Source organism: Bdellovibrio sp. SKB1291214 (assembly GCF_002209355.2).
Lineage (GTDB): Bacteria > Bdellovibrionota > Bdellovibrionia > Bdellovibrionales > Bdellovibrionaceae > Bdellovibrio.
The window spans coordinates 3,635,360-3,658,244 of the sequence record NZ_CP106855.1 but is presented as its reverse complement, the minus strand read 5'-3'; the positions used below and the strand labels follow the sequence as shown (position 1 = coordinate 3,658,244).

The 22,885-nt window shown below is 43.4% G+C and carries 35 protein-coding genes; 4 read left to right on the top strand and 31 right to left on the bottom strand.

All coding sequences use genetic code 11. The annotated features are described in order from the left end of the window. Positions 1–82 precede the first annotated feature (82 nt). A complete protein-coding gene (locus B9G69_RS18020) occupies positions 83–1,078 on the top strand; it encodes a lysylphosphatidylglycerol synthase transmembrane domain-containing protein (RefSeq protein ID WP_088615280.1) in 996 nt (331 codons plus the stop codon). Here the strand turns inward: B9G69_RS18020 and B9G69_RS18015 are convergent. Continuing rightward, the gene (locus B9G69_RS18015) at positions 1,033–2,016 is read right to left on the bottom strand and encodes a D-glycero-alpha-D-manno-heptose-1,7-bisphosphate 7-phosphatase (RefSeq protein WP_265437880.1); all 984 of its coding nucleotides are present in this window, start codon (positions 2,014–2,016) and stop codon (positions 1,033–1,035) included. The genes B9G69_RS18020 and B9G69_RS18015 overlap by 46 nt on opposite strands. A gap of 132 nt (positions 2,017–2,148) precedes the next feature. Between B9G69_RS18015 and B9G69_RS18010 the strand changes: the two genes are divergently transcribed. Together B9G69_RS18010 and B9G69_RS18005 are read left to right on the top strand one after the other, a co-directional pair. Next, positions 2,149–2,676 carry a TIGR03546 family protein gene (locus B9G69_RS18010; protein ID WP_088615281.1) on the top strand — a complete coding sequence of 176 codons (528 nt, stop codon included), beginning with the start codon at positions 2,149–2,151 and terminating at the stop codon, positions 2,674–2,676. A gap of 11 nt (positions 2,677–2,687) precedes the next feature. Beyond that, positions 2,688–4,658: a TIGR03545 family protein gene (locus B9G69_RS18005; protein WP_088615282.1), complete on the top strand. Its 1,971-nt coding sequence runs from the start codon at positions 2,688–2,690 to the stop codon at positions 4,656–4,658. Positions 4,659–4,670: 12 nt separating this feature from the next. Here the strand turns inward: B9G69_RS18005 and B9G69_RS18000 are convergent, their stop codons facing one another. Continuing rightward, complete coding sequence (locus B9G69_RS18000) at positions 4,671–6,794, bottom strand: hybrid sensor histidine kinase/response regulator (protein ID WP_088615283.1); 2,124 nt, start codon at positions 6,792–6,794, stop codon at positions 4,671–4,673. Further along, positions 6,772–6,894 (bottom strand): hypothetical protein, encoded by a 123-nt coding sequence (locus B9G69_RS17995; RefSeq protein WP_254916851.1) that lies wholly within the window; start codon positions 6,892–6,894, stop codon positions 6,772–6,774. Before B9G69_RS17995 ends, B9G69_RS18000 begins: the two co-directional genes overlap by 23 nt. 224 nt (positions 6,895–7,118) lie before the next feature. Here B9G69_RS17995 and B9G69_RS17990 point away from each other — a divergent pair, with 224 nt between their 5' ends. Then, a complete protein-coding gene (locus B9G69_RS17990) occupies positions 7,119–8,183 on the top strand; it encodes a hypothetical protein (protein ID WP_254916852.1) in 1,065 nt (354 codons plus the stop codon). Between the two features lie 324 nt (positions 8,184–8,507). Here the strand turns inward: B9G69_RS17990 and B9G69_RS17985 are convergent, their stop codons facing one another. The 28 genes from B9G69_RS17985 to rpsJ form a co-directional block, all read right to left on the bottom strand. Further along, the gene (locus B9G69_RS17985) at positions 8,508–9,074 is read right to left on the bottom strand and encodes a TlpA family protein disulfide reductase (protein ID WP_088615284.1); all 567 of its coding nucleotides are present in this window, start codon (positions 9,072–9,074) and stop codon (positions 8,508–8,510) included. Positions 9,075–9,156: 82 nt separating this feature from the next. Next, positions 9,157–9,684: a 50S ribosomal protein L17 gene (gene rplQ / locus B9G69_RS17980; protein WP_088615285.1), complete on the bottom strand. Its 528-nt coding sequence runs from the start codon at positions 9,682–9,684 to the stop codon at positions 9,157–9,159. A gap of 136 nt (positions 9,685–9,820) precedes the next feature. Further along, a complete protein-coding gene (locus B9G69_RS17975) occupies positions 9,821–10,852 on the bottom strand; it encodes a DNA-directed RNA polymerase subunit alpha (RefSeq protein WP_088615286.1) in 1,032 nt (343 codons plus the stop codon). A gap of 287 nt (positions 10,853–11,139) precedes the next feature. Beyond that, the gene (gene rpsK, locus B9G69_RS17970) at positions 11,140–11,538 is read right to left on the bottom strand and encodes a 30S ribosomal protein S11 (RefSeq protein ID WP_088615287.1); all 399 of its coding nucleotides are present in this window, start codon (positions 11,536–11,538) and stop codon (positions 11,140–11,142) included. Positions 11,539–11,554: 16 nt separating this feature from the next. After that, a complete protein-coding gene (rpsM, locus tag B9G69_RS17965; protein ID WP_088615288.1) occupies positions 11,555–11,929 on the bottom strand; it encodes a 30S ribosomal protein S13 in 375 nt (124 codons plus the stop codon). Between the two features lie 2 nt (positions 11,930–11,931). Next, the gene (rpmJ, locus tag B9G69_RS17960) at positions 11,932–12,045 is read right to left on the bottom strand and encodes a 50S ribosomal protein L36 (protein WP_011165332.1); all 114 of its coding nucleotides are present in this window, start codon (positions 12,043–12,045) and stop codon (positions 11,932–11,934) included. Positions 12,046–12,173: 128 nt separating this feature from the next. Further along, a complete protein-coding gene (locus tag B9G69_RS17955) occupies positions 12,174–12,809 on the bottom strand; it encodes an adenylate kinase (protein ID WP_088615289.1) in 636 nt (211 codons plus the stop codon). Then, on the bottom strand, positions 12,809–14,137 hold the full coding sequence (gene secY / locus B9G69_RS17950; RefSeq protein ID WP_088615290.1) for a preprotein translocase subunit SecY: 1,329 nt from the start codon (positions 14,135–14,137) through the stop codon (positions 12,809–12,811). Before secY ends, B9G69_RS17955 begins: the two co-directional genes overlap by 1 nt. Then, positions 14,137–14,574, bottom strand: a complete 438-nt coding sequence (rplO, locus tag B9G69_RS17945) for a 50S ribosomal protein L15 (protein ID WP_088615291.1) — start codon at positions 14,572–14,574, stop codon at positions 14,137–14,139. Before rplO ends, secY begins: the two co-directional genes overlap by 1 nt. A 3-nt stretch (positions 14,575–14,577) precedes the next feature. Next, entirely contained in the window at positions 14,578–14,763 is a 186-nt protein-coding gene (rpmD, locus tag B9G69_RS17940) for a 50S ribosomal protein L30 (protein WP_088615292.1), read from the bottom strand. A gap of 12 nt (positions 14,764–14,775) precedes the next feature. Next, a complete protein-coding gene (gene rpsE / locus B9G69_RS17935) occupies positions 14,776–15,237 on the bottom strand; it encodes a 30S ribosomal protein S5 (RefSeq protein WP_088615293.1) in 462 nt (153 codons plus the stop codon). A gap of 9 nt (positions 15,238–15,246) precedes the next feature. Further along, complete coding sequence (rplR, locus tag B9G69_RS17930) at positions 15,247–15,612, bottom strand: 50S ribosomal protein L18 (protein WP_088615294.1); 366 nt, start codon at positions 15,610–15,612, stop codon at positions 15,247–15,249. 9 nt (positions 15,613–15,621) lie between these two features. After that, positions 15,622–16,164, bottom strand: a complete 543-nt coding sequence (gene rplF / locus B9G69_RS17925) for a 50S ribosomal protein L6 (RefSeq protein ID WP_088615295.1) — start codon at positions 16,162–16,164, stop codon at positions 15,622–15,624. 7 nt (positions 16,165–16,171) lie between these two features. Then, positions 16,172–16,561: a 30S ribosomal protein S8 gene (gene rpsH / locus B9G69_RS17920; protein ID WP_088615296.1), complete on the bottom strand. Its 390-nt coding sequence runs from the start codon at positions 16,559–16,561 to the stop codon at positions 16,172–16,174. A gap of 10 nt (positions 16,562–16,571) precedes the next feature. Continuing rightward, entirely contained in the window at positions 16,572–16,877 is a 306-nt protein-coding gene (gene rpsN / locus B9G69_RS17915) for a 30S ribosomal protein S14 (RefSeq protein WP_088615297.1), read from the bottom strand. An 8-nt stretch (positions 16,878–16,885) separates the two neighbouring features. After that, the gene (rplE, locus tag B9G69_RS17910; protein ID WP_088615298.1) at positions 16,886–17,425 is read right to left on the bottom strand and encodes a 50S ribosomal protein L5; all 540 of its coding nucleotides are present in this window, start codon (positions 17,423–17,425) and stop codon (positions 16,886–16,888) included. Positions 17,426–17,435: 10 nt separating this feature from the next. After that, the gene (gene rplN, locus B9G69_RS17905; RefSeq protein ID WP_088615299.1) at positions 17,436–17,804 is read right to left on the bottom strand and encodes a 50S ribosomal protein L14; all 369 of its coding nucleotides are present in this window, start codon (positions 17,802–17,804) and stop codon (positions 17,436–17,438) included. Positions 17,805–17,814: 10 nt separating this feature from the next. Continuing rightward, on the bottom strand, positions 17,815–18,087 hold the full coding sequence (gene rpsQ, locus B9G69_RS17900) for a 30S ribosomal protein S17 (protein ID WP_088615300.1): 273 nt from the start codon (positions 18,085–18,087) through the stop codon (positions 17,815–17,817). Between the two features lie 3 nt (positions 18,088–18,090). Further along, positions 18,091–18,282, bottom strand: coding sequence for a 50S ribosomal protein L29 (gene rpmC, locus B9G69_RS17895; protein ID WP_088615301.1), 192 nt, complete (start codon positions 18,280–18,282; stop codon positions 18,091–18,093). Between the two features lie 2 nt (positions 18,283–18,284). Beyond that, on the bottom strand, positions 18,285–18,692 hold the full coding sequence (gene rplP / locus B9G69_RS17890) for a 50S ribosomal protein L16 (protein WP_088615302.1): 408 nt from the start codon (positions 18,690–18,692) through the stop codon (positions 18,285–18,287). Further along, on the bottom strand, positions 18,679–19,344 hold the full coding sequence (gene rpsC, locus B9G69_RS17885; protein WP_142699134.1) for a 30S ribosomal protein S3: 666 nt from the start codon (positions 19,342–19,344) through the stop codon (positions 18,679–18,681). The genes rplP and rpsC overlap by 14 nt, the downstream gene beginning before the upstream one ends. 2 nt (positions 19,345–19,346) lie before the next feature. Further along, positions 19,347–19,679, bottom strand: a complete 333-nt coding sequence (rplV, locus tag B9G69_RS17880; RefSeq protein ID WP_088615304.1) for a 50S ribosomal protein L22 — start codon at positions 19,677–19,679, stop codon at positions 19,347–19,349. A gap of 12 nt (positions 19,680–19,691) precedes the next feature. Next, the gene (gene rpsS / locus B9G69_RS17875; RefSeq protein ID WP_088615305.1) at positions 19,692–19,982 is read right to left on the bottom strand and encodes a 30S ribosomal protein S19; all 291 of its coding nucleotides are present in this window, start codon (positions 19,980–19,982) and stop codon (positions 19,692–19,694) included. 9 nt (positions 19,983–19,991) lie between these two features. Beyond that, positions 19,992–20,810, bottom strand: coding sequence for a 50S ribosomal protein L2 (gene rplB, locus B9G69_RS17870; protein WP_088615306.1), 819 nt, complete (start codon positions 20,808–20,810; stop codon positions 19,992–19,994). A gap of 2 nt (positions 20,811–20,812) precedes the next feature. Continuing rightward, complete coding sequence (rplW, locus tag B9G69_RS17865) at positions 20,813–21,091, bottom strand: 50S ribosomal protein L23 (protein ID WP_088615307.1); 279 nt, start codon at positions 21,089–21,091, stop codon at positions 20,813–20,815. 1 nt (position 21,092) lies between these two features. Further along, positions 21,093–21,722, bottom strand: coding sequence for a 50S ribosomal protein L4 (gene rplD / locus B9G69_RS17860; protein ID WP_088615308.1), 630 nt, complete (start codon positions 21,720–21,722; stop codon positions 21,093–21,095). Between the two features lies 1 nt (position 21,723). Further along, on the bottom strand, positions 21,724–22,389 hold the full coding sequence (gene rplC / locus B9G69_RS17855; RefSeq protein ID WP_088615309.1) for a 50S ribosomal protein L3: 666 nt from the start codon (positions 22,387–22,389) through the stop codon (positions 21,724–21,726). 9 nt (positions 22,390–22,398) lie between these two features. Then, entirely contained in the window at positions 22,399–22,716 is a 318-nt protein-coding gene (gene rpsJ, locus B9G69_RS17850) for a 30S ribosomal protein S10 (RefSeq protein WP_011165353.1), read from the bottom strand. Positions 22,717–22,885: the final 169 nt, after the last annotated feature.

Genomic DNA, 22,885 nt, shown 5'->3' with positions numbered 1-22,885 from the left:
CACCTCATTTTTTGGCTCAACTAGTCAAAACTAATCCCAACTGCCAGTAGTGTTTGGCGCCGTTTTACAGTAAGAATGACTCATGCTTAAAAAGACCAAAAAGTTTGCCACTCAATTTCTTAAAATTGCTTTTGCCGTAGGTATTATCTATTGGCTGGTGCAGTCCGGAAAACTAAACTTTACGGCCCTTAAAAATCTTCTTACACCGGGCGTTTTGTTGCTTTCTGCTCTTATCGTGGGGCTTAACTTTTTCCTGGCAAGCGAACGTTGGCGCGTTCTGGTTAAATCTCAAGGCATTCCCGCAAAAATGTGGTCTTCCTTTAAGCTGACGTTGATCGGACAATTTTTTAACTTTGCCATGCCAGGTGGAGTGGGTGGAGATGTTATCAAAGCCTACTATTTCACGCGTGAATTCCCGGGCACGAAAGTGGTGGCCGCAACCAGCGTCCTGATGGACCGCGTACTCGGTCTTTATGCCATGATTCTTTTGGCGTTGATGGTCATGATTTACGACATCAATCACGTTCTGCATGTGTCGACTTTGACAACTCTGTTCTATTTCATCATTGCCTTATTCGTTGTTTTCACAGTTTCTTTGGGCTTGGTGTTTTCGTCTCACATTTACAAAACTCAACTGTTGAAACGTATCATTCGTAAACTTCCCTTGGCTGAAAAATTCATGAAGGTCTACGAAAGCCTGCACTTGTATGGCAACAGCTATGCCCGTATCGCACAGGTCATTGTGTTAAGTTTGATTGCGCAATCTACGGCAATTCTTTTCTTGTACATGGTTGGCTTGGTTTCAGGATTCTCAGATATCCCTGCTAAAACTTATTTCTTAGTGGCCCCGCTAGGCTTCATGGCGACGGCGATCCCTATCTCCCCTGCCGGCGTGGGCGTGGGACAAGCAGCGTTCTATTTCTTGTTTAATGTTTATACAGGGCACTCCAGCGAAGTAGGGCCGACGACAATCACAGCATTCCAAGTAAGCTCGTTTGTGGTAAGCCTAACGGGCGCCTTCTTTTACATGCGCTACAAACGCCCGAATGATATGTCCGAAGCCGCCAATATGGCTTGATAAGAAAACTTAGAGTTCCCGGCGCGAAACTTCTCTAATGTTTCGCGCTCTTGATCGAATTTCACAGACTTAAACAGATAACAACTTCCAACACCGGCCGAGTAAGCAGCGATCAAATCCGTTGCGCTGTCTCCGACCATGATGGATTTCGCCATGTCTACCTTAAGTTTTTCTTTGACCAACTGAAACATTCCCGCGCGAGGCTTTCTAAGACCCGCCAGCAATCGTCCTTCCGGAACTCCTTCATTTTCTATGAACGAAGACCAAACACAGTCGTCAATCCACGCACCCTGCTCACTTAAAAGTTTAAGCATGCGTTGGTGAACCTTTTTATACTCCTGCCATGAGATGCGCCCACGGCCTATGCCCGATTGATTCGTGACCAGCGCAACCCAATAGCCATGCTCGTGGGCTTGGCGAATTAACTGTACTATTTCTGGGATCAATTCGACCTGCTCTGGATCTTTGTTATACGGAACGTTCTTAACCACCACATCATCGCGATCCAGAAACAAACAGGGAGCATGATCCATTTCGGAGGTCGTCCAATTTTCAACCAAAGCATCAAATTGCGAAGCCAATGTGCTCCAAAAGGAAGTCCAAGCTGCCAGATCGCCGACATGCCAGTTGTAATCAATGATATTAAGATTTTGAGGCTGTGAAGAAATCCAAACTCGTTGTCCTTGAACATGGGAGTCCAGAGCGGCTAACACACTTTCTTGTCCCTGGAAAAAGAATATCAAATCATGGGCTCCTGTATGAAAACGTCCAGTAGCAAAATCACTTTTGTTACGTACACTGATAGGAATCTTCATTCCAAATGAATCATTCAACGATTGTAACCACTCTGGAAAATCCTGCGGAGCCTGGTCTTTGATAAATACCAAAACTCCACCCATACGAACTGTGTCTGCCACTAACTGCGCCCAAGATTTCATATAAAAAAACATACGACAAACAGCGTGCAGTGTCCTCGCTTTTCACTTGCCGCCACGCATTTTTGTCATAAACTTTAGGGAGTTTCGAATTCGCTCTGCCTTTGCATCGGCACATCAATTGTAAGGACGACTATGACGTTAATTTTAAAACAGCTGTACAATTTCATTAAGCTTTTGAACTCCGATACTGACACTATGCCACTGGCATTTGGATTGTCTTTAGGTTTACTTCTGGGATTTGCACCGTTCTTTTCAATTCAAACAGTGATCGTCCTTTTGATCGTGTTTGTATTCAGAGTGCAATTGGGTGCAGCCCTTATTTCTGCATTCTTTTTCAAATTCATCGCATTCCTGTTCGATACTCCCGCGCACCACTTGGGTAAAGCCGTTTTGGAAACAGAAAGTCTGCGCCCTTTATTTGTCAGCATGTACAACATGCCGTTCGTTCCGATGACTCGTTTTAATAACAGCATCATCATGGGCTCAATGATTGTATCCCTTCTACTTTTTCCCTTTGCGTATTATGGATTCAAATCTTTGATCTTAGCTTACAGAGTTGCCGTGGTTGCCCGTTTTCAGAATACAAAATTCTGGAAGGCTTTGAAGGCAACAAAGTTTTACGAATGGTATAACAAGTACAACGATCTTTACGGAAACTAGGGTTTAATAGCATGGAAAATACTCAACCAACACCTAACGTTAAAAAGAAAAAAGGCATCGTCCGTTGGGGCGCGCTGATTCCTTTTGTTATTGTTTGCGCACTGATCGGATTGTACTTCCACTTTTTCTTTGATTTACATCTTCGCAAAGGCATGGAATGGGCCGGCTATAAAGCTCTTGGCGCTGAAGTAAATATCGCGGATTTAAAAACAAGCTTTTTTAATGCCAACATCAGCATCAAAGGTATCGAGCTTACGGATGCAGAAAAACCTACTCACGACTCTGTCAAAATTGGCGAGATCCGCTTTGGTATGTTATGGGACGCTTTGCTTCGAGTGAAGTTCGTCATCAATGAAGCCGTTGTCGAACAAATTGAATTCGGCGTGAAAAGAGCCTACCCAGGTAAAGTAGCACCACCGCCAGAGGTTTCTAATGAGCCGGGCCTACTAGCCACCGAGGGTGGTAAACTGAAATCACAAGCCGAAAAGGAACTGCAAGACCGCTACGGAGAAAACGTATTAGGTGACGTAATCAACATGCTGGGTGGAGCAGATCCAAACTCCGAACTGCAAAAGCTTCAATCATCTCTGCCAAGTAAAGCAATGATTGAAAAGTTCCAGACAGACCTACAAGCAAAGCAAAAAGCCTGGGATGAGCGTCTTAAAACCCTCCCACAAGGTAAAGACATCCAGGCCTTGAGTGACCGCCTGAACAAGGTACAGTACAAAGACTTTAAAAATCCGCAAGAGTTACAGACTTCATTGCAACAGATGGACAGCATCTATAAAGATGCTGACGGAAAATACAAACAGATCCAAGCTATCAGCAATGACTTAAACAATGATCTTAAAACGCTTCAAGCTCAGTATGCCGAGATCGAAAAACAAGTTAAGATCGATGTTAAATCTTTAGAACAACATTTCCGCATCCCGCAGGTCGATGCCAAGGCTTTAACGATGGCGGTCTTCAATCGCTATCTTGAACCTTACAAAGCAAAATTCTTTAGATACAAAACATTGGCTGAAAAATACATCCCGCCCAAATATCTGAAAAAAGGCGACAAAAAATCTGAAGAGGAAGAAGTCGCAATTCAACCTCACCCACGTGAAAAAGGTATCACCTATGAATTTGGCCGCCCCAATTCCTATCCGATGTTCTGGGTCAAACGCACAGCCGTTAGCTCGCAAGCTGGCGTGACGCCAAATTCAGGAAACGTCAAAGGGGAAATTTTAGATATTACTTCCAATCAACGTCTGGTGGGTCGTCCAACGATCGCCAGCTTGGCGGGGGATTTTCCAGCGATGGAAATCCTGGGCTTCCTGCTAAAGCTATCAATCGACAATCGTAAGGACGACTCCGTGATCGATTATCAATTCAAAGTCGACTCCTACGCGATTCAAGGCAAAGACCTTGTCAGTAGCCCTGACGTCAAAATTGCTTTCAACAAAGCCAACGGCGCCATGGGTATCCAAGGGTCTTTGGTGGGGCTGAAAAACTTGGCAATTGATTTCGATAATAAGTTTACAAAAATCGACTATGCAGTTTCATCAACGAACCAAATTGCTGATGAGATTTTAAAAGCTGTCTTCGCAGGAATTCCGCAAGTTACTTTGACAGCCAAAGGCCAAGGTGATTTACCGAATGTACCTTTGTCGATCAATTCAAACTTGGGGCCCGAACTATCCAAAGGATTCGAAAAACAAATCCAAACCAAGGTCGAAGAAGCTCGTAAGAAAATTCAAGCCTATGTCGACCAGGAAATTGGCAAACAAAAAGCCCAAGTGGAAGCCCAACTAAATCAGTTGAAAGGCCAATTCGACAAAGAAGTTAAGAAAGCCCAAGATCAATTGGATGCCCAAAAGAAGCAAGTCGAAGCAAAAGTAGAAACAGCCAAAAAGGACGCTGAAAATCAAGGTCGCAAGCAACTTGAAAAAGAAGGTCAAAAAGCTGTCGACGACCTTAAAAAGAAATTTGGCTTTTAGTAACTTACAAAACTAAGCCTGAATCAGAATGTCCTTTAAAAGATTAATATCAACGGGTTTGCTCAAGTAAGCATCAAATCCGTTGCTTCGAGAATCCATCCGGCCCTCAGCAGTTGCCTGGGCCGTGACCGCGACAATCAATCCCACATAACCATTTTCCCTCAGCAATGCCGCCGCCTGATAGCCATCCATCACCGGCATTTTGATATCCATCAAGATCACATCAAAATTTTTGCTTAAGGCCCGCTCAACACCCGCCTGACCGTTTTCACTGGTCTCAACAATAGCGCCCTCACGCATTAAATAGCGCGCCATCAATGCACGCAGATCATCCGAATCATCCACAACTAAAATTTCGCGATCTTTCAAATGATTCGACTCTTGCGGAATAGGGATGCGCTCTCGAGTCCCGATTCGTGCCTCATGAGCAGATACCAATTTTAGCTCTGAAGCCTTGCCCACAGGTAAGGTAAATTCGAATGTACTTCCATTTCCCAGCATGGACCGAATCAGTCGCAAATCACCACTCATACCACGAGCCAGCTGACGGCTCAGTGCCAAACCTAAGCCTGAACCAGGAACACGTTGCACTTCCGCATTCTCTCCGCGAACAAATGGTTCAAATAGTTGTCGTTGCATTTGGTAGTCCATACCCATACCGGTATCTACCACCGTGACAGCGATAAAACCTTCACCTTCAATATTCTGATAGAAACGTGCAACGACCTTGATCTCCCCTTGCAGAGTGTATTTCACAGCATTCGACAGCAGATTGATCACAACTTGTCGGAATCGAACCGGATCCGAAGATATCACCTCTGGAAAATGAGTTTCAAAATTCAAAGACAGCTGATGCTTTGAACTATCCAAGGTCGATCGAATCATTGCGATCGAGTCTTCTAACTCCATGGCAGGGTTCATCGTGCAGGACTGAAAGAACAAACCTTTTGATTCAATCTTGGATAAATCCAAAAGGTCATTCACCAGTGTCACCATGAATTTGCCCTGACGATGAATCGCCTCAACATCACTACGGTTTTGTGCATCTAAGCTTGCACTGCCTAAAAGGGTTTCAGAATAACCCAAAATCGAAGCAATAGGCGTGCGAATCTCATGGCTGGCATTTGCTAACAACACGGATTTACCGCGATTGGCTGCTTCGTGAACGTCACGCTCACGGCGCAAAAGATCTTCATTTTTTTTCGTCGTGATATCCCAAGCAATCCCTGTCATACGGTAAGCCGTCTTAGGATCTTTAGAAACTCGGCCCTTAATAGCGATATAGCGGCTTCGCCCCTCTAGATCCAAACACTCAATTTCAGCATCCAGATCGCCCGGTGTTACGAAATGTTTCTTCAAGATATCCTGAAGCTGCACGGGCCCTTGAGGAAACAGAGCAATATTGCCGTTATAATCCAAGTGATTGGTTTCCACATACCAATCCCAAGACAGCGCATTACTTGAGGCCATCGCCATACGCAAATGCTCTTCATTTTTCTTTAACTGATAGTCTAAAGAAATCATTCTTAGGATGGCGCGATTTAAATTGCGACCAATAAAGAACAGCAAAACTAAATAGAATAAAATCAAGACGCCTAAAAGTTCATGATGGGGAACTTCTGAAAGCAGCAGATAACCAAAGCTCCATCCAATCAACGCTGGGGCCGTCAGACACGCCATGGCCTTTTTAGAGGACACATAATAAATCAGGGGTCCTGCAGTCATCGAAGCTATGATCAACGAAGCCAGGATCTGAACAGAGCTATCCGTCGTCGCCGTCGACATAATCCCCAAAGTTCCCCAGCCAAGTCCCGAAATCAACAGCTGGGAGTAAAGCAGATATTGCCAAAACTGCAGACTGCGTCTGTTGGTAATTGATTGCTTTTTCTTATTCCACTGCCACAGCGATATCATTCGAATGGTCACGGTCATCGCCATCGCTGACATCCATACGACCAACAATGAGTGCGGGACGTGATCCCAAGCCACCCAAAGATATGCACCGCCATTTCCAAGAATAGCGAACGCGCCCTTAAGATGCTCTTGATAAATCAAATCAAGCTTTCTGATTTTAAAATCAAGGCTCTCGGTAGTGACATATTTAGAGAGTGGATTAAATGAAGACAACTTCGCCATGGACGCCTGATCTATCAACACACTCCTCGTTTTTCAATGGGGTCACAGATTTGTAATGAAGAACTTGTTCTTCGAAATTCAAACGCAAGATATGTGACATGAGGTCACTCTCAATTTTTAAAAGTGACGGAATTTGTTTTATTCCGCGACCCGTTTTGTTTTTATTTCAGAAGTTTCGTCGAGCTTCTAATCAGGTCCTGCATACAAGTTTGACGGTATCTCGTAAATTATCGAAATCATTAGTCATTTTGACTCGCATTTGCTGTTTACACTTTTTTTGAGGCCGGATCTGATGCTAGTCTTTAATAGTCGAGGTAGAAAACTATGAAAACGATGAATCTAAAAAATCTGCTGATCCTAACTGTGATGACAAGCTTCTCTGCAGCTTGTTCGAAAATGACTTTCACACCAGTGGTGACGACAGAAGCAGCTTCATCCGCTCCTACTAATGCAGTCAGTTTCTCACAAGTAGTCGGATACGGTAATAAACAGGTCGACTTCTTGGTCGTGTTTGACGACTCAAACTCCATGTTGCCCGATCTAAAAAAACTAGCGGCAAGCTTGGGTGACTTTGTAGGCTCCTTGGAGACCTCAGGAATCGACTGGCAAATGTGCATGACGACGACTCGTGCGATGAACAACCAATGGGGCTTTTCTGCTGATTGGACAGGATACACACCGCCATCAGGGACTCCGGCGTATCTACTTAAGAAAGGTACTGCCAATCTAACAAGCATCTTTGAAAACACTGTGAACGCAATGGCCATCGGCGGTACAGGGTCCGCTGATGAACGTGGCTTAAAGGCGACTTATAACCACTTTGCGTTGGCTAATTCAAATGGTTGCTATCGTGCGGGTGCCGCGGTGTCAGTTATCCTTGTCTCTAATGAAGATGAAAGATCTGTTGGTGGTGATGCTTCAAAAATGAAAGCTGGTGACGCCGCTGGAAGCTTGCTGCCATTAGAAGCTGAAGACATGCCAGACAATGTAATCGCAATGGCGAAACAAAAGTTTGGTAATGATATTCGCTTCACTTTCAACAGCATCATCGTAAAACCCAACGACAAGTCCTGCGAAGCTATGCAAGACGCTGCTTCAGCTTCTCCCAGCCACGAAGGCGTGATCTACGATCAATTGTCTGTCAAAACAGAAGGTGGAGTGGGAAGCATCTGTGATTCCAGCTTTGCTACGACACTTAATACTTTCCGCGATAAAATCGTCAACTCAATGACTCACATGACTTTGCAATGTGTTCCAGTTGCGGGCTCCGTAAAAATTGGAATCAACGGTGCAAACTTCACTCAATTCAAAGTTGAAGGCAATATCTTGAAATTCAACTCTGCTCTGGTTGAAGGAACTAAAATCGACCTAGCTTTCGATTGCCCGTAATTGATTTTGATACGATCGCCGTGGCCTCGAACCCCGGCAAGATAGAGATTAATTTTGAACGTAAAGATAATCTTGGAATTAGCTAGAGACATAGGAATTGTCTCTAGCATTTTCTTATTTTTAGCTTACAAAGCATTGTCTTAGCATTTTCTTATTCTTAGCTTACAAAGCGATGTACGAATTCGGTTTTTATATTTCTAATCGATATACTACTTGAACCAACAATTTATCGACCATACTCGGTAGGCGACAGGTATCCGCTTAGCTATAACACTAACCGTTTTCTCCTGTGCTCGCCGTTTGCCTCTACCAGCTATATGTCGGCTATTTCTTTTTGCCTAACAAAGTATCCATATACTCAACAGAGTCTTTGGTATGCCAGTCAATGGAGCCCACAAGTTTCTTAACTAGCTTTTGCTCTTTGTTTAGAACCAGCGATTCCGGCAGACGAGAAACATCAAACATTTTCATAAGACTGCGATCCTGATCGTAAACAATTTTGATGTTTTCAGCTTTAAGCTCCGGGAAGGATTTCAAGAACACGTGAATGTCTTGTTCATTGCTATCTCCGGAAACAGCGATCAATTGAATGTCGCCCTTGTACTCTTTTATCAACTTGATTAAAGAAGGTACTTCCTCAACACAGGGACCGCACCAGGACGCCCAAAAATTCAGGATGACGACTTTCCCCTTCATTTGATTTAGATCAAAGGACTGCCCATCCAAGGATTTTGCCGTGAAGTTTGGAACGCCTTCGGTTTCCATCTTTTCGATCGAAGTCAGGTTCGACGGCGACTCAGACACCCGGCTCAACATATAGTGATTAAATGCCCAGTATCCCAATGCTCCGACGATGATAACCAGTGCGAGTGCTTTTAGATGTTGCTTCATTGAAGTGCCTCCAGATCAGAAAATACCAAAAAAAAACCCAGGTTGCCCTGGGTTTTTTGAAAATCAATTTTGATTCTCTAAATTAAGCGCGTGATTTAGCACGAGCTTTCTTTTGAGTTTTCTTAACAGTTTTCTTTTTAGCAGCTACAGTTTTAGTACCTGCTTTTTTAGCTTTAGAAGCTACTTTTTTAGCTGGCTTAGCGTCAGCTTTAGCAGTTTTTTCTTCTTTAGCAGCTGTTTTAGCTTCGAAATCGTAGTCTACGAACTCAAGGAAAGCCATCTCAGCAGTGTCACCAGGGCGACGACCGATTTTGATGATACGAGTGTAACCACCTGGACGAGAAGCAAAACGAGGAGCCAAGTCCTTCATGATGATGCTTACTACGTTTTTATTTGGGTAGCGAGACAACAACAAACGAGTTGTGTTCAAGTCACCTTTTTTACCCAAAGTGATAGCGCGCTCAACGTGACGGCGAGTTTCTTTCGCACGGTCAACAGTTGTAGTGATACGGCCGTGCTCTACTAGAGACTCCACCAAACCACGCAACAACGCTTTTCTAGGGCCAGATTTACGATCGAAATGCTTTACTCTTCTTCTGTGTGAACTCATATGTTCTCCGGTTAAAACGTGGGGACCGTATTAGGTATCCTCACGAAGAACACTCGCGCTTGATTGCTCGGTGTTTCTTTTTCGGGCTCCAGCCCTCACCAACTCCTCAGGGAGTTGGTGTCATCACAGCTTGTGACTATTGTTGTGTTTCTCTTTTTACTGGTGGTTGAGAAGGATCCCAACCTGGAGGCGGCCAACCTTCGATTTTCATACCAAGGCCAAGACCCATCTCGCCCAAGATCTCTTTGATCTCGTTCAAAGACTTGCGTCCAAAGTTTTTTGTTTTAAGCATCTCTGCTTCAGAACGAACAACCAACTCACCGATGTAACGGATGTTAGCGTTTTTCAAGCAGTTCGCAGAACGAACAGAAAGCTCAAGATCGTCAACTGAACGGAACAAGTTCTCGTTCAATGAAGGCGAACCTAGCTCGCGAGATTCTTCAACTGGCTCCATGCTTTCATCGAAAGTAAGGAAGATTTGAAGTTGTTCTTTCATGATTTTAGAAGAAAGAGCAACTGCTTCGTCCGGTTTCAATGAACCATCAGTCCATACTTCCAAAGTCAATGCATCGTAGTCAGTTCTTTGACCAACACGCGCATTAGAAACATTGTAGTTAACTTTACGGATTGGGCTGTAAAGAGCGTCAACACCGATGAAGCCAACTGGAAGATCTGTTTCTCTGTTTTCAACAGGAACATAACCACGACCGAAACTTACAACGATTTCAGCGCTGAAGTTACCGTTCGCACCCAAAGTAGCGATATGAAGATCTGGGTTCAAAACTTCGATCTTATCAGAAACTTGGATGTCTGCTGCAGTTACTTTGCCTGGACCTTTTTTAGAGATCTTCAAAGTCAAAGAGTCAGAAGTGTACTGTTTGAAACGTACTTCTTTAAGGTTCAAGATAATGTCAGTAACATCTTCAAGAACGTCTGGGATCGTAGTGAACTCGTGCAATACACCTTCGAATTTAACCGCAGTGATTGCAGAACCCATCATAGAGCTAAGAAGAATTCTTCTTAGGGAGTTACCAAGAGTAACGCCGAAACCTCTTTCAAGCGGACGGATAATGAATTTTGCGTAGTCATCACGAAGAGTATCACGATCAACCTCAAATCCCTTTGGTTTGATCATTTCTCTCCAAAACTTATAATAATGCTCTTGCATGGATCCCCCGAGAGGTTAATTTATCTGAGTAGTTTATCGACGAACATGCTCCAAAGGATTCATGTTCGCTTCAAGATTCAACGAAACTATGTGTTCGTTAAACTTGAATAAGACACCCCTTTTGTTAGCAACTCCCCATTCAACAAGAAAAGGAAGTTTTTAACAAGCTGTCTTGCTTCGCGGCACGGTTTTTGAATCGAACTGCATGAATCGAATCACGCAGTCGTTGAAAAACCCAAGAACTTCAAACCAAACAGGCGACTTTTTAAAAAGTCGCCTATTAAGTATTAGATTCTTCTGCGCTTAGGAGGACGGCAACCGTTGTGTGGAACTGGAGTGATATCTTTAAGAGTCAAGATTCTCATACCAGTTGCAGCCAACGCACGGATAGCTGGTTCACGGCCTGCGCCAGGACCTTTAAGATAAACGTCCACGGCTTTCATGCCCGCTTCCATAGCTTTTTTCGCTGCGTCTTCCGCTGCTACTTGAGCTGCGAATGGAGTACCTTTACGGCTACCTTTGAAACCAAGGTGACCAGCAGAGGACCATGATACAGTCGCGCCAGATGGATCAGTCATCGTTACGATAACGTTACCGAAGCCAGCTTGAATGTAGCAATTCCCTTGAGGAACGTTTCTTTTAACTTTTTTCTTAGCTACTGTTTTGTTTTTATTTTCAGTGTTCATCGCTAATGTCCTTTAACTAGACTGCTTTTTTCTTGTTAGCTACCGTCTTCTTAGGACCTTTACGAGTACGTGCATTAGAACGAGTGTTCTGACCACGAACTGGCAAGCCTTTACGATGGCGGATACCGCGATAACAATTTAGATCCATCAAACGTTTAATGAATTGGCCAACCTCACGACGAAGGTCACCCTCAACTTTAAAGTTTTGTTCGATGATGCCACGGATTTTTGCGATGTGCTCGTCTGTCAAACCTTCAGTTCTAAGAGTTGAAGGAATGCCTACTTGCTTGCAAATCATAGCCGCACGAGGACGTCCAATGCCGTAGATGTATGTCAACGCGATTTCAACGCGCTTATTTCTAGGTAAGTCGACACCAAGAATACGTGCCATGATTAACCCTGCCTTTGCTTATGTTTAGGGTTTTCGCAGATTACGCGAATAACGCCTTTTCTTTTAATAACTTTGCACTTATTGCAGATTGCTTTTACTGATGGTCTTACTTTCATATTTCTTCCCATACTTGCTATTTTTTTGGTCGAAAAATGACCAAAAATACACAGCAAAAATACAAACGAGGAGTCGGACGCTATCACCGAGCAGTTTTAATGTCTAGAGTAAAAAATAATAAAAGTGGTTAGCCTATTATTTTTTCGATCTCTTTATAGACCTGCGCTGTGTCCCTATTACCGTCGACTTCGATGTATTTTCCTGATTTTTTATAAAACTCTTTAAGTGGGCTTGTGAATTCCTGATAGTTCTTAAGACGAGTCTCAATCACATCAGCTTTGTCGTCATTACGTTGAATGACTTCGCCGCCGCAGTTATCACATTTGCCTTCCGTCTTGGTAGGCTTGCTGACGATGTGGTAGACTGCCCCGCAATTTTTACATACGCGTCTACCAGTTAAACGATCCATCAAAATTTCCATTGGAACTTCCAAAAAAATGGCTTTCCCAATAGAAAGTGTCATCTTATTCAAAAGGTTATCCAAAGCCTCAGCTTGCGCCACAGTTCTTGGAAAACCATCAAGGATAAAGTTTTTTACGCCTTTTTGAAGTACTTCCTCAACCATACCGATAACAATGCTATCTGGTACCAATTGACCTTTATCCATGTACTCTTGGGCTTTTTTGCCAAGGTCTGTTTGACCTTTGATGGCAGCTCGGAACAAATCTCCAGTGCTGATTTGAGTCATACCCAAGTGTTTGATCAACAACTCAGATTGTGTACCTTTACCAGCTCCAGGAGCTCCAAACAGAATAACGTTCATTAAAACTGAACCCTTCTGCTACGGATTTTTGCACCCTTCATGAAACCTTCGTATTTTTGAGTGATCATGTGGGATTGGATTTGCTGAGCAGTATCCAAAGCAACACCGACCAAGATCAAAAGAGACGTACCACCGAAGTAGAACGGAAGATTCAAACCAGAAGCCAAGATACCCGGCATTACGCAGATCGTAGACAAGTATACGCAACCCAATACGTTTACGCGCTCAAGTACTTTTTGGATATAATCCGCAGTGCTTTTACCCGCGCGAACACCAGGGATGAAACCGCCGTACTTTTTCAAGTTATCAGCAACTTCATTCGGGTTGAACACGATCTCTGTGTAGAAGAAAGAGAAGAAAACGATCAAAGCCACGAACATGATATTGAAGATTGTGCCTGAAGGATTCAAAGATTCCTGAAGCGCTTTCAACCATGGCGTGTGAACGAACTGAGCCATTGTCGCTGGGAACATTAGCAACGAGCTCGCGAAGATTGGTGGGATAACCCCAGAGAAGTTAATTTTGATTGGAAGATGGCTTGTAGGAGTCTGCATAGACTGCATACCGCCGCCACCCGCACGTTGAGAATACTGAACAGTGATTCTACGTTGAGCGACTTCCATATAGATAACCGCAGCGATGATAGCAACCATTAGAACTAACAGAAGCAATACAACTGCAAATTTCATTTCGCCAGAAGCAACAAGTTCCCATAGACGTTGAGCGCCCTGAGGAATAGCAGCAGCGATACCAGTAAAGATGATCAAAGAAGAACCGTTACCGATACCTCTTTCAGTGATTTGCTCACCCAACCACATGATGAAGCAAGTACCTGCTGTCAACGTAATGATTGTCATCAATTGGAAAGGAAGGAATGCCACAGTCGGAGCGATCACAAGTGAACGACCATCTGGGCTTGTAGAGTTCATCAACCAAGTAGAGATTCCGTAACCTTGAACGATTGCCAAAGCCACAGTCGCATAGCGAGTGTATTGATTGATTTTGCGACGACCAGCTTCACCTTCTTTTTTCAAAGATTCCAACATTGGAACCGCTGAAGTCAGAAGTTGGAAAATGATCGAAGCAGAGATGTAAGGCATGATTCCCAGTGCAAACACGCTGAACTGGGAAAGTGCACCACCAGTGAAGGTGTTAAATAGGCCGAAAATTCCACGCGCTTGAGCTTGGAAAAATGAAAGCACCGCAGTTCCATCCACGCCAGGCGTTGGAACATGAACTCCGATTCTGTAGACGGCCAATAAGGCCAACGTGAAGAATATACGTTTACGAAGATCCGAATTCTTTGCGATGCTTTCAATTGCAGACACTACTTAATTACCTCGACTTTGCCGCCAGCAGCTTCAATAGCTTTCTTAGCGCTTTCTGAAAATTTGTGAGCTTTTACAGTCAAAGCTGTTTTTAGCTCGCCATTCCCCAAAATCTTAACCGCGCCTTTATTAACAAGTCCAGCAGTGAAAAGAGTTTCGGGAGTTACTTCTCCAGAAAATTTAGCAAGTTGTCCGATATTAACAATCTCAAAATTGTTAGCGAACGCGACGTTGCTAAAACCAAATTTAGGCAAACGACGGTGCATAGGTGTTTGACCACCTTCAAAACCACGACGCACAGTACCGCCAGTACGAGCCAATTGACCCTTGTGACCTTTAGTAGATGTACCACCCATACCAGAACCGATACCACGACCGATTCTTTTTGGAGCGTGTTTTGATCCAGCTTTAGGAGCTAGTTGATTAAGCAAGCTCATGGATTACCCCTTAACTTCAACATTTACTAGATGTTGAACTTTCATGATTTGACCACGGTTTGCTGGAGTATCATTAACTTCTGCAGTTGAATGAAGCTTCTTCAAACCTAGGCAACGAACTGCATCCTTTTGATCTTGAGTGCAGCCGATAGTCGATTTTTTCAAAGTTACTACGAATTTTTTAGCCATTTTACCCTCCGACTATTTAGTCAACTCTTTAAGTTGAGCCAAACCATCGAGTGTTGCTCTTACTGCATTGTGCGGGTTACGAGTACCAACACATTTAGTAAGAATGTCTTTTACGCCAACTGATTCAAGAACGGCACGAACTGCACCACCCGCGATAACACCAGTACCTGGAGCTGCTGGTTTCATAATAACCTTAGCTGCACCAAATTTACCGACTACTTCGTGAGGAATCGTACGACCTTCTTTAAGAGTCACGCCTTTAGCTGATTTCTTAGCTGCGCGGCTAGCTTTACCGATAGCTTCAGGAACTTCCTGAGATTTACCAGTACCGAAACCAACATCACCAGCTTTGTTACCAACAACTACTAGAGCTGCGAAAGTGAAACGACGACCACCCTTAACAACTTTTGTTACGCGGTTGATCGCTACTACACGCTCTTCCAATTCAGCTGCTTGAGCTTGAACTTTCTCCACATTCACTCCTTAGAAATTGAGGCCGCCCTCACGAGCGCCATCAGCTAGAGATTTAACACGACCGTGATACAAGTAACCATTACGGTCAAATACCACGCTCTTGATGTTTTTAGCGTTAGCAGCTTTCGCTACTTCCATACCAACAAGTTTAGCCATCTCAACACCAGATTTGTCCTCTTTACCAAGAGAAGAAACTGACACGATAGTGTGACCAGTAACGTCGTTGATAACGCTTGCGTAAACGTGCTTACCGCTACGGTATACGCAAAGACGAGGTCTTTCATCAGTACCGCTAACAGTTTTGCGGATTCTGATTTTCTTTTTGAGGCGATTAACTTTTCTTTCGCTTGTATGTTTATTCATTTTAAGTTTCATACATTACCTCTATTTACCAGCAGACTTACCGGCTTTACGACGGATATGCTCACCAGCGTAACGAACACCTTTACCCAAGTATGGCTCTGGTGGACGGAACGAACGGATTTTAGCAGCTACTTGACCAACAAGTTCTCTGCTCGCGCCAGTGATTGAAAGTGCTGTTTGTTTTTCAACTTTAATTTCGATGCCTTCTGGAATGTCGAAGATTACAGGATGAGAGAAGCCCAAAGAAAGCTCCAATTTTTTCCCTGCAACGTTTGCACGGTATCCGACACCTTGAAGCTCAAGACCTTTAGTGAAGCCTTTAGTAACGCCAGTTACTGCGTTTTGAACCAAAGCTCTGTAAAGGCCGTGCAATGCACGAGCTTCTTTAGAGTCATCTTTACGAGTCAACACTACTTTATTGCCATCAACTTTAGCAGTAACTTGAGGTTGCATACCAATCTTCAATGAAGATTTAGCGCCTTTAATTACTACTTCGTTAGCAGGTGTAACATCTACTTTTACTGTGTTATCAAAAATAACGGGTGCTTTACCAATACGAGACATGTTTCACCTACCAAAGTGTTGCAAGCAATTCGCCGCCGAGATTTTGCTCAGCTGCTTGCTTACCGCTCAAGATCCCTTTGCTTGTGCTGATGATGGACATACCCATACCAGAACGAACTTGAGGAATTTTATCTGATTTAACATATACACGTCTGCCTGGACGGCTTACACGGTCGATAGAGTTGATAGCGTGGCCACCAGCTTCATCGTACTTCAAGTAAACACGCATGATGCCTTGTTTAGAATCTTTCGCAACTTTGAAGCTGCGGATAAGACCTTCATTAACAAGGATCTGAGCGATACCAGCGCGAACTTTAGAAGCAGGCAAATCCACTTTTTCGTGTTTTGCTGCTCCAGCATTTCTAATGATTGTAAGGAACTGAGAAATTGTATCCATAGTTTTCCTCTTACCAGCTAGCTTTCGTTACGCCAGGCAATTTACCATCAAGCGCAAGTTGTCTGAAGGCGATACGAGACAAACCGAATTTTCTGTAGTTACCACGAGGGCGACCAGAAAGTTCACAACGTGTAATAACACGGTTGATGTTTGTCTTTTGCGGAAGAGATTGAAGCTTTTTACGAGCTTCAGCTCTTTCGTCATCAGAAAGTTTCATGTCAACGGCTTTATTTCTAAGCTCTGTTCTGTATTCAGTGTAGCGCTTAGCAATTGCTTTTCTTTTATTGTTTTTAACAATACTTGATTTACGTGCCATCGTTCATCCTACTTTCTGAAAGGCATGCCAAGTGCTTCAAGAAGCGCTCTGCCTTCAGTATCGTTTTTAGCTGTTGTACAGATTGTGATGTTCATACCACGAGTTTTATCAACTTTATCGAAGTTGATCTCAGGGAACACGATTTGTTCCTTAAGACCCATGTTGTAGTTACCACGGCCGTCAAAACCTTTGTTCGGCAAACCACGGAAGTCACGTACGCGAGGTAGTGCCAATGTGTTTAGACGATCAAGGAATGACCACATTCTCTCTTTTCTCAAAGTTACGCGAACACCCAATGGGATGCCAGCACGCAATTTGAAGTTAGAGATAGCTTTTTTAGCTTTAGTGATAACGGCTTTTTGACCAGAGATCGCAGTGATCTCGTCAACAACAGTGTTCAAAATTTTTGGATTTTGAACTGCTTCGCTCAAGCACACGCTAAGAGTGATTTTCTCCAAGCGAGGAACTTGCATTACATTTTCAACTCCCAATTGTTTTTTAAGAGCAGGAGCGATCTCTTTATTGTATTTAGCTTTTAAGCGATTCATCTCATACCCCTTACAGAACTTCCGGAGCCAAAGATACGATCTTAACGAACGACTTCGCTCTCAACTCTCTGGCAACTGGGCCAAAGATACGAGTTCCAATTGGTTCTTTATTGGCGTTGATCAAAACTGCAGAGTTATCATCGAAACGGATATAAGAACCGTCTGGACGACGAAGTTTTTGAACAGTTCTAACTACTACTGCTTTAGCAACGTCACCTTTTTTAACTTTAGCGTTTGGCAAAGCTTCTTTGATAGAAACAACGATAACATCACCGATAGATGCTACACGACGTTTAGAACCACCAAGAACCTTTACGCACATAACTTCTTTTGCGCCAGAGTTATCAGCTACATTTAGTCTAGTTTGCATTTGAATCATGACAACACTCCTACGCTTTCGCCGTCTCTACGACTTCAGAAAGAGCCCAACGTTTAGTTTTGCTAAGAGGACGTGTCTCACGGATCTTAACGATATCACCAATTTTAGCTTGGTTTTTTTCGTCATGAGCTTTGAACACAGAAGTTTTCTTAACGTACTTACCGTATTTAGCGTGTTTAACCATGCGGTAGATTAGGACAGAGATAGTTTTATCCATCTTGTCGCTGATAACCTCACCAACTACTTCGATTTTACGACCACGAGTATTTGTTTCAGTTGTCATTTACTACCTCGCTACTTTCTTTACGATTGCTGTATTGATTTTCGCGATTGAACGACGAAGATCACGAATTTCAATTGGATTAGAAAGTTGACCAATTGAGTTCTTGATACGAGCTTGGAACAACTCTTCAGAAAGAGCTGCTCTTTTCTTTTTCAATTCAGTTACAGAAAGATCTTTAATCTCTACGAACTTCATAACTACTCCCTAACCAAGAAACGAGTTTTGAAAGGAAGTTTGTGAGCTGCGCGTTCGAAAGCCTCTTTAGCTTGTTCACGAGTCACACCGTTCATTTCGAAAAGAACTTTTCCAGGAAGAACACGGGCTACCCATAGCTCCGGGTTACCTTTACCGCTACCCATACGAGTTTCAGCTGGTTTTTTTGTTACCGGTGTATTTGGGAATACACGGCACCAGATTTTACCACCACGCTTAACTGAACGGGAGATAGCAATACGACCTGCTTCCAACTGACGTGCTGTAAGACGTCCTTCCTCAACTGCTTGAAGACCGAAATCTCCAAAATCAAGGTTAGAACCTCTGTACGCAAAACCAGTTGCGCGGCCTACAAATTGTTTACGCCATTTTACTCTTTTAGGACTTAACACGACCTGCCTCCTCAACTTCGCGAGCAGATAAGATATCGCCTTTATAGATCCATACTTTCAATCCGATGATACCGTATGCAGTTAGAGCTTCAGCAGTACCGTAGTCGATATCTGCACGCAATGTATGAAGAGGAACACTCTTCTCATTGTACCACTCTGAACGAGCAATCTCTGCACCATCAAGACGACCAGAAACACGGATCTTGATACCTCTCACGCCGCCTTTGATCGCAGCTGCAATAGATTTTTTAAGAGCTCTTCTCCAAGAGATACGTTTCTCAAGTTGTTGAGCAATGCTCTCAGCAACGAGCTGAGCATCGAGGTCTGGTTTGCGCACTTCTTGGATGCTCAAGAAAACTTCGTTGGGTGTAAGTTTTTGAACTTCCGCTTTAAGAGCGTCAATACCAGTACCTTTTTTACCAATAACAACACCTGGGCGAGCAGTAGAGATGATGATTTTGATCTTCTTCGCTGCACGTTCCATTTCGATTTTAGCTACACCAGCATGCTTAAGTTTACCTTTTAGGTATTTTCTCAAGCGGATGTCTTCATGTAGATTTTCGAAATATTGGTTACCCTTCGCATACCAGCGAGAGTCCCAAGTTCTAATAACACCAACGCGTAAACCAATTGGATGAACCTTTTGTCCCACGATTATTTCTCCTCAAGTACTACGTTGATGTGGCTTGTTTTCTTACGAACACCGAAAGCACGGCCTTGAGCGCGTGGACGGAATCTCTTAAGAACTGGACCTTGATCAACCCAGATGGCTTTAACAACCAAGTTATCAATGTCCATAACTTTTTTGTATTCAGCGTTAGCAACAGCAGATTCGATAAGTTTCTTTACCATACCTGCAGTTTTTTTGTTCAAGAAAGTAAGAGTTTTAACAGCTTCATTCACGTCTTTACCGCGAACTAGGTCTGCAACAAGTCTTGCCTTTTGAGCACCTACTCTTGCGTATTTTAGACTAGCTTTAACTTCCATAATCTCTACCTACTACTTCTTAGCAGCAGCTGGAGCTGCAGCTTTCTTCTCAGCGTGGCCTTGGAAAGTTCTTGTCGGAGCAAACTCACCTAGTTTGTGACCGATCATGTTCTCAGTGATGTACACTGGAACGAACTTTCTACCATTGTGAACCGCGAACGTAAGTCCGATAGCTTCTGGAAGAATTGTTGAACGACGAGACCAAGTTTTGATAACTTTCTTGTCGTTTTTTTCGATTGCGTGGTCGACCTTCTTTTGAAGGTGAAGATCAACAAATGGACCTTTTTTAATCGAGCGTGCCACAGTTTACTCCTACTTACGTCTCTTGATGATTGAAGAGTCAGTTCTCTTGTTATGTCTTGTCTTGTAACCTTTACATGGTTGACCCCATGGAGTTACAGGATGATGACCTTTACCCACACCTTCACCACCACCCAATGGATGGTCTACTGGATTCATGTGCATACCACGAACTGAAGGACGGATACCTCTCCAACGAGAGCGACCAGCTTTACCCAGATTAATGTTTTCGTTATCAGTGTTACCAACTTGACCGATTGAAGCGCGGCATACTGAAAGAACCTGCTTCAACTCACCAGATGGCATACGTACTTGGCAGTACATATCACCTTTACCAGCCAAAGTCGCGCTCGCACCTGCACCTCTGCAAATTTGACCACCTTTACCTGGGCGCAATTCGATATTGTGAATTACTGTACCAACAGGGATAGCGGACAAAGACAAAGAGTTACCTGGTTTGATGTCGGCTTTGTCTGAAGAAAGTACAGTGTCGCCTACATTCAAGCCAACTGGCGCGATGATGTATGCTTTCTGACCGTCTACATAGTTAAGAAGAGCGATACGGCAAGTTCTGTTCGGATCGTATTCGATCGCAGCAACTTTCGCTGGCACTTCTAGTTTCATACGTTTGAAATCAACCAAACGGTATTTACGTTTATGACCGCCACCTTGGTGACGAATAGTAATTTGACCGTGATTGTTACGAGCTGCTTGTTTCTTTAGAGGAGCAAGCAAAGACTTCTCTGGAGTTGTCTTTGTGATTTCTTTAAAATCGAAACCAGTCATTCCTCTACGACCATGAGAGCGCGGGGCGAACGTCTTGATACCCATCTCTATACTCCCTCAAAAAGAGCGATCTTCTCACCTTCAACAAGCTTAACGTAAGCTTTTTTCCAGTAAGGGACCTTAGTTGCACCAAACTTCGTGTTTTTAGAGTGACCGCGGCAAACGCTAGTTCTAACGCTGTCTACTTTAACTTTGAAGTTCTTTTCTACTGCTGCTTTTACTTCTGTTTTAGTAGATTTCATATCTACTTCGAACACGTAAACGCCAGCTGCGTTGTGGTATGTGTTTTTCTCCGTGATTAGTGGAGTTTTAATTACTTGTTTCATCTTACGCTTTCTCCATTGAGCAGCGATCTACGATTTTAGCTACAGATTCTTTAGTGATAACTGCAGCATCGTATTTCAAAAGATCAAACACGTTCAAACCTTCAACTGGGAAGTATTTGAATGTTGGAAGATTTTTTGAAGCTTGATTGAACTTGTCGTTAACATTTGCATCGATCAAAACTGCTTTTTTCAAGCCAAACGCTTTAAGACGTTTGCTCAACTCAGCTGTTTTACCTTCAGATTGCATGCTGTCTACTACGAACAACTTGCCTTCTTTTTGAAGGTGAGAAAGTGCCATGCTCAAACCTAAGCGACGAACTTTTTTAGGAAGTACGAACGCGTAGCTGCGAGGTTGAGGACCGAAAGCAGTACCACCACCAGGCATCAAGATAGAACGGCTAGAACCTTGACGAGCTCCACCAGTACCTTTTTGTTTGAAAGGCTTCTTACCACCACCGCTCACAAGACCTTTTGTTTTAGTCATATGAGTACCTTGGCGACGGCTAGCCAATTGCCATTGAACTACTGTGTGCAAAACTTCTTTTTTAATAGGAGTTTCGAAAACATCAGCTGCAAGATCGATTGATCCTACTTTTTCTTTTTTCCAGTTAAGTACATTTACTGTTGCCATATTACACTCTCACCAATTTCACCAAAGTGTTTTTCGCACCTGGAACTGGACCCTTAACCAAAACAACGTTTTCAGCGTGGATGATCTCTACGATTTCAACGTTCTTAACAGTTACTGTTTCGTTACCAAGATGACCTGGGAATTTCTTACCTGGCATTACACGGCCTGGCCATGTTCTGTTACCAGATGAACCCGGACGACGGTGGAATTTAGAACCGTGTGAACCAGGTCCACCGGCGAAGTTCCAACGCTTCATAACGCCCGCGAAACCTTTACCTTTAGATTTCGCTGTCATTTTAACAGTGTCACCTTTAGCCAAAGAGTCGATAGATACTTGGGCGCCTACTGTAAGACCTTCTGGAATAGCTTGACGAATTTCTTTTACGAAACGCGCGCCATTTTCGAAGCCAGCACCTTTAAGGTGGCCTTGTTCAGCTTTGTTTGAATTTTTAGCTTTTTTAGGTTCGCAAGCTACTTGGATAGCTTCGTAACCATCAGCTTCGTTAGTTTTGATTTGAGAAACAAACCAAGGCTCATAACGAAGAACTGTAACAGGAACGGCTTCACCTTGTTCATTGTAGATGGTAGCCATACCTTCTTTGAATGCGAACAAGCCATCAAGTTTTAGGCCTGTTGACGTTTGTGTGTTTTCTGTAGTTTCGCTCACGTCTTACTCCTAAACCGCTGATAGTTTGATTTCGACGTCAACACCAGCAGAAAGATCCAACTTCATAAGTTGATCTACTGTTTGTTGAGTAGGTTCAAGGATATCAAGCATACGCTTGTGAGTTCTTACTTCGAATTGTTCACGAGATTTTTTATCTACGTGCGGAGAACGAAGTACTGTGTAGCGGTTGATGCGAGTAGGCAAGGGAATTGGACCCGCAACTTTTGCGCCTGTGCGACGAGCAGTCTCAACGATTTCTTTCGTCGACTGATCAAGCAATTTATGATCGAATGCCTTCAATCTGATTCTAATCTTCTGACTTTGCATAAGGACACTTCTCTTCTTTTGTAAGGTAGCGTAATTACTAGCAAAAATGTTAATAACTGAACATCAAATCCCATCGAAAACTTGCCCCGAATTAGCCCTTGCGGCCTAGATAAGTCCACCAAACGCGGGGGGTTTTTTGTAAATATAGATGTCACGAGTGCGCGAGTAT